The sequence below is a fragment of the Aeromonas sp. 604282 genome (assembly GCF_049170575.1).
In the GTDB taxonomy this organism is placed as follows: Bacteria; Pseudomonadota; Gammaproteobacteria; order Enterobacterales; family Aeromonadaceae; genus Aeromonas; species Aeromonas veronii_A.
The window spans coordinates 141924-154708 of record NZ_JAAKMV010000003.1; the positions used below are offsets into that span (position 1 = coordinate 141924).

Annotated in this window: 7 protein-coding genes and 1 tRNA gene; 3 read left to right on the top strand and 5 right to left on the bottom strand. The window is 60.7% G+C overall.

Going from position 1 to position 12785, the window contains the following annotated elements; all coding sequences use genetic code 11:
- Nucleotides 1-153: 153 nt before the first annotated feature.
- Nucleotides 154-3255 (top strand): hypothetical protein, encoded by a 3102-nt coding sequence (locus G5367_RS06045; RefSeq protein WP_421294010.1) that lies wholly within the window; start codon nucleotides 154-156, stop codon nucleotides 3253-3255.
- A 96-nt stretch (nucleotides 3256-3351) separates the two neighbouring features.
- On the opposite strand, the gene ruvC is transcribed toward G5367_RS06045, so the two are convergent.
- The 5 genes from ruvC to G5367_RS06070 form a co-directional block, all read right to left on the bottom strand.
- A complete protein-coding gene (gene ruvC / locus G5367_RS06050) occupies nucleotides 3352-3873 on the bottom strand; it encodes a crossover junction endodeoxyribonuclease RuvC (RefSeq protein ID WP_005334512.1) in 522 nt (173 codons plus the stop codon).
- A gap of 115 nt (nucleotides 3874-3988) precedes the next feature.
- Complete coding sequence (locus tag G5367_RS06055; RefSeq protein WP_421244120.1) at nucleotides 3989-5038, bottom strand: efflux RND transporter periplasmic adaptor subunit; 1050 nt, start codon at nucleotides 5036-5038, stop codon at nucleotides 3989-3991.
- 15 nt (nucleotides 5039-5053) lie between these two features.
- Nucleotides 5054-8116 carry an efflux RND transporter permease subunit gene (locus G5367_RS06060; RefSeq protein ID WP_421244119.1) on the bottom strand — a complete coding sequence of 1021 codons (3063 nt, stop codon included), beginning with the start codon at nucleotides 8114-8116 and terminating at the stop codon, nucleotides 5054-5056.
- 166 nt (nucleotides 8117-8282) lie between these two features.
- Entirely contained in the window at nucleotides 8283-10622 is a 2340-nt protein-coding gene (locus tag G5367_RS06065; RefSeq protein WP_421244118.1) for an acyl-CoA dehydrogenase, read from the bottom strand.
- 48 nt (nucleotides 10623-10670) lie between these two features.
- A complete protein-coding gene (locus G5367_RS06070) occupies nucleotides 10671-11324 on the bottom strand; it encodes a TetR/AcrR family transcriptional regulator (RefSeq protein WP_421244117.1) in 654 nt (217 codons plus the stop codon).
- A gap of 471 nt (nucleotides 11325-11795) precedes the next feature.
- On the opposite strand from G5367_RS06070, the gene G5367_RS06075 reads away from it, so the two are divergent.
- Together G5367_RS06075 and G5367_RS06080 are read left to right on the top strand one after the other, a co-directional pair.
- Nucleotides 11796-12536, top strand: coding sequence for a phosphatase (locus tag G5367_RS06075; protein WP_421244116.1), 741 nt, complete (start codon nucleotides 11796-11798; stop codon nucleotides 12534-12536).
- Nucleotides 12537-12625: 89 nt separating this feature from the next.
- A tRNA-Thr gene (locus G5367_RS06080) sits at nucleotides 12626-12701 on the top strand.
- Nucleotides 12702-12785 lie beyond the last annotated feature (84 nt).

Sequence of the window (12785 nt, forward strand, 5' to 3'; positions counted from 1 at the left end):
GGTTGTAACGACAGCGCATCCAGCGGTAACGATAACGGGGTCAAGCCCGAGGTGAAAGAGCCTTGGAATTTTGATCTCTATCTGGTCGGTGAATTCAGCGGCTGGGGTCGTGAGGAGAAGTTCAAACTGACCTTCAAGGAGGGCGTCTATCGTCTGGACAACCTTAAGATGAACTCTGGAATGTCCCCCTTCAAAGTGGCCGGCCCCGAGTGGACCAAATATCCCGATTTTTCTGCGGACTCCCGCAAGGAGACCAGCATCTTCCCCGGTCAGGTCTACCCCATGTACTACCAGAACAACGGGCAGAACAACCGTCTGGTGGTGACGGAAAAGGGGCTGCTCGACATTCAGGTCAAGGTGACCAATGACGATCTGGCTGCTCCGGCCATCGAGTTCTCCATGGTGCGTGATGATCCCAATTACAGCGAGAGTCTCTACCTGAAAGGGATTGATGGCAATCTGGCGCCCGTGCTGCAGATGATCTATCAGGGGGACAAGCAGTATGTGATGGTGGCCAAGCTGACGACGGGTGAGCACAAGATAAAGATTGCCTCCGCGCAGGAGGGGATCGGGTTTGGGCTCAATGGTGCCATTTCATTGAACAACCTGGTCAAGATGCAGCGCTGCGATGCTCAGTGCCAGCTGGCAACAGTGCGGGTAGAGCAGGAGGGGTATTACAAGTTCCTGCTGGATGCCAGCCAGGATGAGAATGCCCCCCTGTTGCAGGTTAGCGTCGCCGGAGAGGGAGACCTTGGCATGATCAATCCCCATGAAGGGCATGAGCTGATCGAGAAGCGCGAGTATGAGACCTATAAACCCGGGGTGACGGCAACGGCCACCTTCTCGGTCAAGCAGGCCAGTGATGAGTATCGCAGCTATGCGCAGTCGACCACTCAGGAGTTGCGTGATCCGGGCGAGAACTTTACCACCTATCAGGAGCAGTCCGATCTGCCCCGCCTGCGCTCCGGCAATATGGTATTTGATGCCCTGTTTGCTCTGGCCGCTCACGAGATGCGCCAGAACAGCGTGGCTCAGGTCAAAGATGGCAGTTACAACGGGGGGCAGGCGATCCCGTGCGACTGTTTTGAAACCGGCGCCAAGTGGCATTACGTCTGGACGCGGGATCTCTCCTACGCCACCGATCTGGGGCTGGGGGCGCTTGATCCCATGCGTGCGCGCAACTCCCTGCGCTTCAAGCTCTCTGATTTCAGAGCCGAGCTGACAAGCGATCTGGACAGCTTGATCCCGCAAGGACGCCAGATCATCCAGGATACCGGTACCGGGGGCAGCTGGCCCATCAGTACCGACCGCATGAGCTGGGCCCTGGGGGCCGAGCGGGTGCTGGCCGCCCTGCCTGATGCCGAGCGCAGTGCGTTCTTGCCCGAGGTGTTTGAAGGACTGAGCAACACCATAGAGAGTGATCGTCTGGCCGCCTTCGATAGCGCAGATGGTCTCTATGTCGGCGAGCAATCCTTCCTCGATTGGCGCGACCAGACCTATGCCAAGTGGATCACCGCCGATATCGCCCACATCGGCATGAGCAAATCTCTCTCCACCAACGTGACCCACTATCAGGGGTTGCTGCTGGCCGCGCGGGTGGCGGGCGAGCTGGGGCACGATGAGCTGGCGATCCGCTATAACCAGTGGGCGGGGGATCTGAAACTGGCGATTAATCGCGCTTTCTGGCTGGCGGACGAGAAGATGTATGCCAGCCTGATCAACACCAGTACCGATCAGAGCCCGGCCTACAAGTTCGATCTGCTGGGGGAATCCCTCGCCATTCTGGCCGGTGTTGCCGATGAGGCGCAGGCCAAAGAGATCATCAGTCGCTATCCCATGGGCCCTTATGGCGCGCCGGTCTACTTCCCGCAGCAACCCGATATGCCGGTTTACCATAACCGCGCCATCTGGCCCTTTGTCTCCGCCTACGGGCTGAAGGCGGCGGCCATGGTGCAGAACGTTGCCGTGGTCGATCACCATATCGACTCCCTGATGCGCGGTGCCGCGCTGAACCTCTCCAACATGGAGAACCTCGAGTGGCTCTCCGGCCAGCCCTCCCTGATGGATCTGACCCATCCCGATTTGACGGGACCGGTGATCAACTCCCAGCGCCAGCTCTGGTCTGTCGGGGGCTACCTTGGCATGGTGACCGACACCACCTTCGGCTACAAGGTGGAAGAGGGGGGGATCCGGATCAAGCCGTTTGTCACCGCTCACTTGCACAAGCTGATGGGGGCCAAGCCCGAGGCTGCACTCAAGGGATTGAACTATCGTGGCAAGCAGATTGACATAGTGCTGCAACTGCCGGAGCTGGGCGGGGAGGGCAGTTACTATCCGGTGCAGAGCGTGACGCTCAATGGCGTTCCGGTGGGGGAGCAGATAAGTGAAAATATGCTGGCCCCTGGCAACCGGATTGAGGTGACGCTCGGTGCCGCCGTGGCTGATGATCAGGATATCCGCCTGATCAAGGATGTGGCGCCGCTGGATGTCGAGAACCGGCAGGTGTTTGCACCGACCGAGCCGACCCTGCTCGGGGTTAGCGAGCAGAGTGGCAAGCTGGTTGTTGCCCTGCAGGATAGTGTCAACAAGGGGGCGCTCAGCTACAACATTTATCGGGATGGCAAGCAGGTGGCCTCCGGGCTGGATCGTGCGACCAACTGGGTCGACGACATGGTGTTACAGCCGGGCCAGGCCTATTGCTACAGTGCCGAGGCGGTCTATCCGGAGTCCGGCAACCGCTCCCATCATGCCAAACCGGTTTGCTATCAGCCTGCGCTGCAACATATCGCCATCGATGGGGCCAACGTCTCCCATACCGGCAGCGTGAGCGCCGCCGATGGGGCCATTCCCGTCCCTTACCTCAAGGATTGGGGCCGCCCCGACGACAGCCTGCTGGTGCAGGGGGTCAAGCTGGATGGCAAGCGTACTATTCGTTTGCAATACAGCAATGCCCAGCATGCCATCAATCTGGGGGTGACCAACGGGGTGAAACGGATCTCGGTGCTTAGTGGTGGCAAGGTTGTCGCCAGCGGCATGGTGCAGATGCCCCATGTGATGAAAGAGGGCGACCTCAAACCGTTGCGTGACTCGACGCCGTTCGTGGTGGATCTGCCCGCCGGAGAGTATGACATTCGGGTGAGCGATTTTTACAACATGAGTTACCTGAAGGCGAACGACACCTACAACGATGCAGGCGGTCAAAAGGGGGCGGTCAATCTGATCGATCTCGCCAGCATCACCGTCTCGGCTCGCTAGGTAGCCAAACAAAACGGCCAAGCAAAACCGCCCCGGAGGTCCGGGGCGGTTTTTTATTTGGTGATACCGAGACGAGTCGTCTGGGTGGGCAGGGGCTCAGCGATAGCGGCCACGTACCGAGCTGCTGGCGCGGCCGGCCATCTTGATCAGGCTCTGGCGGGTGTGCAGGTGGCAGAGCGCGACGCCGAGGGCATCTGCTGCATCCGCCTGCGGGGTGGCGGAGAGTTTCAGCAGATGGGTCACCATATGCTGCACCTGCTCCTTGGCGGCGCCACCGGTGCCCACCACTGCCTGCTTGATCTGGGTGGCAGAGTATTCGCTCACCGGCAGATAGGCGTTGACCGCGGCGACGATGGCGCTGCCCCGGGCCTGTCCCAGTTTCAGGGCCGAGTCGGCGTTGCGGGCCATAAAGACCCGCTCGATGGCAAATTCGGTGGGTTTGAACTGGGTGATGATCTCGCATACCCCGTCATAGACCTGCTTGAGGCGCTCCGGCAGCTCGCCGCAATCGGTGCGGATGCAGCCAGAGCCCAAGTATTCGGCCTTGCCGCCCACGACCCGGATAACCCCGTATCCGGTGATCCGCGAACCCGGATCGATGCCCAAAATAATGCTCATGGGTGTTGATTGCTCTAAACGCGAGTGATGGCCGCCAAGATAGCAAACTGTGGCCCGTTTGGCTGTATGTCCCGGGTCAAGCGGGCAAAGATTGGCCAGCTTGCGTCGGGCCTGGTTAGCCCTTGAACAGCGCTATGGTGTCGCCATCCTGCAGGCTGCCTGCGCCACGCACCACCACCCGATCCCCCTGCTTGAGGGCGCCGCTCACCGCAACTTGCTGGCTGTCGCCAAACAGCACGGTGACCGGCACCCGATTCACCTTGAGCGCCTTGCCGCTTCGCGCCACCTGATAGACCACGCTGCCATCGGTGCCGAGCACCAGAGCGTCCCGGGGCAGCAGCATGCTCTGCTGATCCCCCAGTGGCAAGGCAACCCGTACCGGCGAGCCGATGATAAAGGTGCCCGCTTCCGGTTTGAGGCGCAACTCGATGAGGCGCGACTTGGGATCGGCGCTGGCGGCTCGCTGGTAATAGACGCCGTGACCGCTCAGCTGCTCCCCCTCCACCCGTAGCCGGGTTTGCGGCGCCAGCTGCTGGGCCCAGAGAATGGGGGCTTGCAGGCGGATATCCGGCTGATCCGGATTGACCAGTTCCAGCGCCTGCTCGCCCGCGTCCACATGCTCGCCGGGCTGGATGAAGTGGTTGTTCACCACTCCGTCGAACGGGGCATAGATGTGGCTGCGGCGCAGCTGTTCTTCAATCTGGTTTACCTGTATGGCGGCCAGTCGCTCGGCCAGCGCGGCCTGCTCCACATCGTAGCTGGCCTTGTCGTACTGGCTCTGGGAGGCGCTCTTTTGCTGGTGCAGTCGGGTGATCCGTTGGGATTCGGCGCGAGCGAAGCGCAAGTTGCTCTGCCATTTCGCCTGCTCGGCGCAGGCCTGCTCCAGCGAGAGGCGCAGCGCTGCGCTGTCGAGGCGCAGCAGCTCGTCCCCTTTTTTGACCCGGCTGCCAAATTCGGCGATCCACTCCACCCGGCCGCTCACTTCGGCACTGAGCGCAGCTTGCTGGCGACTCGCCACCGTGCCGCTGACCCAGATATTGGCGGCCGCATCCCCTCGGGTCACATCCGCCAGGGTCACCATCTTGCCCTGATCGGCCAATACCGGTAGCGCACTGCCTGCAATCAGTGCAGCGCCAGCCAACATTCGGGTAATCATATGTGTCATTGATGAGCTCCTTGCTCAGGCCCGCTGGCGCAGGGGTTGTGGGATCGCCACCTGCTCCCCGAGACGCAGGAAGGCAGGCAACAGGATCAGGGTAAACAGGGTGCTGCAACTCATGCCGCCAACAATGACGGTGGCGAGCCCGCGGTAAATTTCGCTCCCCTCGCTCGGGCTCAGCATCAGCGGCAGCATGCCGAAGATGCTGGTGAGGCTGGTCATGGCGATGGGGCGCATCCGGCTTTGCAAGGCATCAGCTACCGCCAGCTGACGGCTCATACCGTCCCGTTCGGCGGTGCGGGTCTGATGCACCAGCAGGATGGCGTTGTTGACCACCAGTCCCAGCAGGATGACAAAGCCGATGATGGTGAGCAGGTCCATCGGCAGCGGCACCAGCAGCCCGCTCAGTTGCAGCGCCAGCACGCCGCCAACCGAGGCAAGGGGCAGGGTGAGCAGCACCAGCAGGGCATCCTTGAGGGAGGCAAACACTCCCCACAGCAGCACCAGCAGGATCACCACGGCGAACAGGAAGATGGTCCCCAGATTGTCGAGTGCCTGTTGCAGGCTGTCGGCATTGCCGGCAATGCGCAGCTCGCCACCGGCGGGCAGCAGGGGGCGGATGGCGGCAAAACTGCGGTTTTTCAGGGTATCGATCACCTGCTCCATGGTCATGCCCGCCGGGGGCGCTATCTGCAGGATGATGCTGCGACGCCCATCGGCCCGGAAGATACTGGCCGGGCCCATGTCGTGCTCCACCCGCAGCAGCTCGCCAAGGGGGACGATGCGCCCGGAGGGGGTGGCCAGCGGCACTGCCTTCAGTTCGTCCGGATTGGCGGAGCTCTGCCCCATCAGCATGATGTCGAGCCGATCCTCGCCGTCGAAATACTCGCCAACCCGCAAGCCGTCGCCAAAGGTCTGGATGATGGTGGGCAGGGGCGTGCGATCCCAACCCACTTCGGCGAGACGCCGATCTTGCGGCACCAGTTTGAGCTCGGGGGCGGTGAAGTCGAGACTCGGTTCGGGCCGGATCTGTACTCCCGGCAGGTCCTTGCTGAGGATCCCCATGCTGGCTCGGGCCGCCAGATAGAGCTCGGGCAGGTTGCCTCCCTGCAGCAGCAGGGAGACGCCGTTCTCGCTGTCAAAGCCGCCAAACAGCGACCCCTGACCGCCGAACACCCGGGTGTCGGGAATACCCACCAGCAGCTGTTTCATCAACAGGCTCTCCAGCTCCTTGATGCGGGTCTCGTCCTTGGGTCGCACGCCAATCTGGGCGCCCCCCGGGTAGCGCAAGATGTAGTAGTTCTTGAGGGCAGGCTCTTTCTCCCCCTTCATGTAGGGGGCGAGGCGGGCTATCAGGGTATCGATCACCTCTTCGCGCTGGGCCTTGAGGTTGACCCCGGGGGTGAAGTTCATCCAGACATCCACCGCGTCCCGTTTCACGTCCGGCAGATAGTCCATCTTCGGCAGCAGCGCCCAGGTGGCCAAGGCCGGCAGGCTCATCATCAGGGTGATGACCGTCCAGCGCTGGCGTGAGGTCGAGGTCCAGCGGATCACATGACGAGTGGTGCGCTGCCACAGCGACTCATAGGGATCGGTCAGTGTTTCATGTCCCATCCAGCGCGCAGCCACCGCAGGCAGCACGATGACGGCGACCAGCATGGAGACCGTCACGGCGCAGGCGATGGTGAGCGCCAGATCGGCAAACAGCTGACCCTCCACATCGTTGAGCAGCAGCACCGGCAGGAAGATGGCGACCGTGGTGAGGGTGGAGGCGACCAGCGCCGTCCACACCTGACGGGTACCTTCGAGCGCCGCCTCTGCCTTGCTCAAATCCCCCCGCTCGTGGCGCCGGTAGATGCTCTCCAGCACCACGATGGCGGCGTCGAGCACCATGCCGACGGCAAAGGCGATGCCCGCCAGCGAGATGATATTGAGGGTGCGATCCATCACCTTGAGCAGACAGAAGGTGAGCATGATGCTGATGGGGATGGCGAGGGCAATCATCAGGGTCGCCTTGAGCCGGCGCAGGAAGAGCCAGAGGATGGCACAGGAGAGCAGCACCCCGAGCCCCAGGTTGGCAGTGACCATGCTGATGGCGCGATTGATGTAGAGGGAGGCATCGAACGACTGCTCCATGTGCAGCCCGACCGGTTCCAGCACCTCGCGGTTAAGCTCGTTCACCCGGGCCTTGATCGCCTCAAGGGAGGCCAGGGCATTGGCACCGCTCTCCTTGAAGATCTGGGTGGCGATGGCGGTATTGCCGTTCTGGATCCGCAGCACCGGGTTCTCTTCCCGGGCCACCCTTACTTCTGCTACATCCCGCAGATAGATGGGCAGGCCATCGCGCCAGTCCACCACCTTGTCCCCCAGCGACTCGACATCGTAACGACCGGCGAAGCGCAGCTTGTACTCCCAGCGACCGATGTCGAGGGTACCGGCCGACACGTCCCAGCCGGTGGTGGCCCGGCTGGCCAGCACCGGGATCTCCACCCCCAGCTCTGCGGCGCGGTAGGGGTCGAAGCGGATCTGGATCTGACGCTCATTGATCCCCTCGACTGCGACTGTCGAGACCCCTTCGATGCGCTCCAGCTCGGGTTTGACCCGCGCCTCGATCAGCGCCTGATGATCATCGATCACCCCTTTGGCACCGGGCAACTGCTGGATGAAGAAGAAGGTGAGGGTATCGTTGCTGCTGTAGTTGTTGACGTAGGGGCCGCCGATCTTGTCCGGCAATCCCGAGACCCGGTTCAATCGCGAAATCACATCGAGTTGGGCCCGTTGCATGTCGGTGCCGAGGGCAAACTCCATGTCGATTTCGGTAAAGCCGGGATAGCTTTTGCTGACAAGGCTCTTGAGCCCTTGCACCCCCTGCATCTCCTGCTCGATGGGGTCGGTGATCTCCGACTCCATCTCTTGCGGCGAGGCTGAACGCCAGCTCACCGAGATGTTGAGGTGTGGACGGTCGATGTCGGGGAACAGCTGGATCGGCAGTCCCCGGATGCTGAGCAGGCCCAGCAGGAAAATCAGCACGATCGAGACCGCCACCCAGATGGGGCGTTCGATCGCCGTTTTGGCGAGGTTCATTCACTCTTCCTGAGTTGTTGTTATCGGCCATTCCGCTGGCCTTGCTTCCAAAGCCCCTGCAACAGGGACTCAAGCATTTAACTGGAATTCTCCCGGCTTGTAAATGCATGGTTAACAAACAAAAAACCGGCCACAAGGGCCGGTTTGGTACTGGTTTGCCAGGGGATCAGGCGGCGTGCTCGACCTTGTTTGGCTGCTTGTTTGCTTGCTGGGAGAAGCCTTCCAGCTCGCCCGGGGCGAAGTTGTCTACCTGGATCGCTTCGTAGCGCAGGGCATCGGCGGCCAGCAGCTTGTCCGCTTCGTCCTTGCTCAGGATGGAACCGGCCAGCGCGGCGGCAACCAACTCCGGCAGCGCCAGTTTGCGGGGCAGTTTGCCCTCTTTCTGGGCCTGCACCAGCTTCTTCTCGTAGGGCTGCACAGCGACCATGGCCTGGAAGGCGCGCTCCATCAGGCCGACCGGATCCGTCTCGTCCTTGCCGACGTAGCACAGCGCCGTCAGACGGTCGCGGAATTCGCTCGGCTTCATCATGGCCAGACAGATGGCGTGGCAGCGGTCGTCGGCCGGCATCTTGTAACCGACACCGAACGGGAATACCACGCGCTTGAGTACGGCACCCACCACCTTGTTCGGGAAGTTTTGGAAAAAGCCCTCGAACGCCTTGCCAATCAGGTAGAGGTTGCGCTCCACCGCGTACTGCACGAACGGCAGATCGGAGACCATACGGCCCTGATCCTCGTAGTGCTTGAGGGTGGCGGAGGCCAGATAGAGGTGGCTCAGCACGTCACCCAGACGGGCGGAGATCATCTCCTTGCGCTTGAGATCGCCACCCAGCATCAGCATGGAGACGTCGGCGCACAGTGCCAGCCCTTTACTCATGCGAGACAACTGCTTGTAGTAACGGGCGGTTTCGCCGGCCACCGGCGCGCTGTTGAATTGACCCAGAGTCAACCCCTGGAACAGGGAACCGAAGAAGTTGCCGGCGCCAAAGGCGATGTGTTTCATCAGCAGGGTGTCAAACTTCTCGAGACCGCGCTCCACGTCGGTATCAGCCGCCGCTTCCAGCTCGGCAAAGACGTACGGGTGGCAGCGGGTGGCCCCTTGCCCGAAGATCATCAGGTTGCGGGTCAGGATGTTGGCCCCTTCCACCGTGATGGCGACCGGAATCCCCATGTAGGCGTAGCCGGTGTAGTTTTTCGGGCCCAGCTGGATGGCACGACCGGCGTGGATGTCCATGGAGTCATCCATGATCTGGCGCGCCATCTCGGTCATGTGGTACTTGGAAATCGCAGTGACGATGGCCGGCGCCTGACCCAGGTCCAGGGAACCGGCGGTCATGCGACGGGCCCCTTCGAGCTGATAGGTGAGGCCGCCGATACGGGCCAGCGCCTCTTGAACACCTTCAAACTTGCCGATGGACATGCCGAACTGCTTGCGCACATAGGAGTAGGCGCCCACGGTGCGGCTCGCCATGTGACCGCAAGCGGTGCCCAGAGCAGGCAGCGAGATGCCGCGACCGGCGGAGAGGCACTCCACCAGCATACGCCAGCCGCGACCGGCGTAATCCGGGCCGCCGATGATCCAGTCGAGCGGAATGAACACATCCTTGCCGAAGGTCGGGCCGTTCATGAACGCCAGACCCATGGGGTAGTGGCGATCGCCAACGCGCACACCTGGGTGGCTGGTGGGGATAAGCGCGCAGGTGATACCGAGCTCTTCCTTGTCACCCAGCAGCTTTTCCGGGTCATAGAGTTTGAACGCCAGCCCCAGCACGGTGGCTCGTGGCGCCAGGGTGATGTAGCGCTTGTTCCAGTTGAGGCGAATACCCAGCACCTCTTCACCCTTGTGCATCCCCTTGCAGACGATCCCCTTGTCAGGAATGGCGCCGGCATCGGAGCCCGCTTCCGGACCGGTCAGGGCGAAGCAGGGCACCTCTTTGCCACTGGCCAGCCCCGGCAGCCAGAAATCTTTCTGGGCCTGGGTGCCATAGTGCATCAGCAGCTCGCCCGGGCCGAGGGAGTTGGGCACCATGACGGTGACCGCCACGCTCAGGCTCTTGGTGGCGATGCGGGTGACGATAGTGGAGTTGGCAATCGCCGAGAACTCGCGGCCGCCATAGGATTTCGGGATGATCAGGGAGAAGAAGCCTTCCTTCTTCAGATAGTCCCAGACCGGCTCCGGCAGGTCTTTGGTCTCGTTGACGATCTTGAAGTCATCAACCATGGCGAGCAGGGTTTCGACCTGATTGTCGATAAAGGCCTGCTCCTCGGCGGTCAGCTCGGCCTTGCCGTAGCCGTGCAGCTTTTTCCAGTCGGGGTTGCCGCGAAACAACTCGCCATCCCACCAGACGGAGCCGGCTTCCATGGCCTCCCGCTCGGTGGCCGACAAGGGCGGCAATATCTTCTTGAAGATGCCGAACACAGGACGGGTTACCCACTGTTTGCGCAGTGAGGGGACGCCGAGCACAACGGCAATCGCCAGCACCAGCAGGATAAGCAATGTGATCATACCGAAGTTCCTTCTATTTCACTGTTTCCGTTGATTTATTGTTGGTTGTTACACGGCCAGGGAGAGCCTGGTCGACTCCACTGGCGCCCCGACTCCGGACGCCAGATAAGGAATGACGTTGCGAACCAGCCCCTCGACATCGAGCTGCTGGCCAAAATCGGCCAGGGCGATGTCGCGCAGCGCATCGGCAGAGGCCATGGTGAAGACGACGGTGCCCAGGGTGAAGTGCAGGCGCCAGAAGAGATCCGCTGGCGACAGGGCCGGGTTGGCTTTGGAGATGGCCTGGGTGATCCGCTGCAAAATGGGGCCATAGTGGGCGGTGATAAAGCGGCGCAGGTGACCCTGGCTATCGATATAGCCGCGCCCCAGCAGCTGCATGAAGATGGCCGGGCCATTGGCCCGCACCGCCGAGAGCTTCATCAGCGGTTCGACAAAGCTTTCAAACAGTTGCAGCAGGGTCAGCTGCTCTTGCTCCATCAGCATCCGCAGGCGGGCATCTAGATCAGGCATAAACAGACTCAGATAGCGGTCGAGCACCGCCTGGATCAGCTCCTTCTTGGAGCCGAAGTGATAGTTCACCGACGCCAGATTGACATCGGCCTCGCTGGTGATCAGACGCAAAGAGGTATCAGCGAATCCCCGCTCGGCAAACAGCACTTCAGCGGCGTCGAGAATACGGTTTTTGGTATCGATTTTACTCACAGGACACCTCACTTAAACGAATGTTTAAAAAGTACGTTTCATAACGTGAAGTGTCAAGAGAATGTGAATGAGTGTTAGCGGAATGTTTTTTGTTAAAAGGGGCAAAAAGATTGGAACTAACTCCACAGCAGGAGACTCTATATCAATGCCACTGCAATTAAACATTAAGTCTCGCCCAACCTGCTTCTTGCTAGTTGGGCATTTTTTTGCCCTGTTGACAGCGATGTGGTGGCAAACAGGTAAAAAAAACCGCCGCGGGGAGCGACGGTGGGGAAAGTGAGTTTGCATCATCCTGATGACAAACTGTCGATGCGAGTTCAGGCATGTATCGACGGGAGCCAGTATGCCAGTCAGCCCCGCTCAGACTATGTCAGTTCCTCGGTATTTTGTGACAAAGTGTGGCAAGTGCCGGCGTGGCCCAATTCCCCCTACTTTGTTATGCTGCCACTTCAAAATATGAGGGGAGAGAAGATGAAGTACCCGGTCGATACCCACACTCACACCATTGCCAGCACCCACGCCTACAGCACCATCCACGACTATCTGCCCATCGCCAGAGCCAAGGGGATCAAGCTGTTCGCCACCACGGATCATGGCCCCGAGATGGCCGATGCCCCTCATGTCTGGCATTTTGCCAACTTGCCGATATTGCCAAGAGTGGTGGAAGGGGTGGGGATCCTGCGGGGTATCGAGGCCAACATCAAAAACCTCGACGGGGAGATCGATTTCCCAGAGCGCTATGAGTCGCGCCTCGACATGATCATGGCGGGTTTTCATGAGCAGGTATTCCCTCCCTGCGATCAGGCAACCCATACCCAGGCGATGATCAACGCCATCAAGAGCGGCCGGGTCGATATGATCAGCCACCCGGGCAACCCCTCATTTCCCATCGACATTCAGGCGGTGGTCAAGACGGCTGCGGACTATCGGGTGGCGCTGGAGATCAACAACTCCTCCTTCATTCACTCGCGCCCGGGTAGCGAAGGCAACTGTCGCGCCATCGTTGAAGCCGCGCGAGATCTGGGGGCCTACCTCACCTTCGGCTCCGATTCCCATGTCGCTTTCAGTCTCGGCGATTTTGACCATTGCCACCGGCTGGTGACCGAGGCGGGCTTCCCGCTGGAGCGGATCCTGGTGCGCTCCCCCCGGGCGCTGCTCGATTTCCTCGAGAGCCGTGGCCGCGCCCATATCCCCGAGTTTGCCGATCTATAAATCGGGCGCTAACACCATGAGCCAACTCATAAAATTAAGTTGGCTCGATTGACACGCTAGCCATTTTTCATGAATCTGACTGGCAACAAGCCGGTATAGCTCAGTTGGTAGAGCCGCGCATTCGTAATGCGAAGGTCAGGAGTTCGATTCCCCTTATCGGCACCATATAAAACAAAGGGTTAGCTTCGCAGTGAAGCTAACCCTTTGTGCTTTTTGGTTGGTGGCCCCTTCTCATACCCCTCTTTTGCT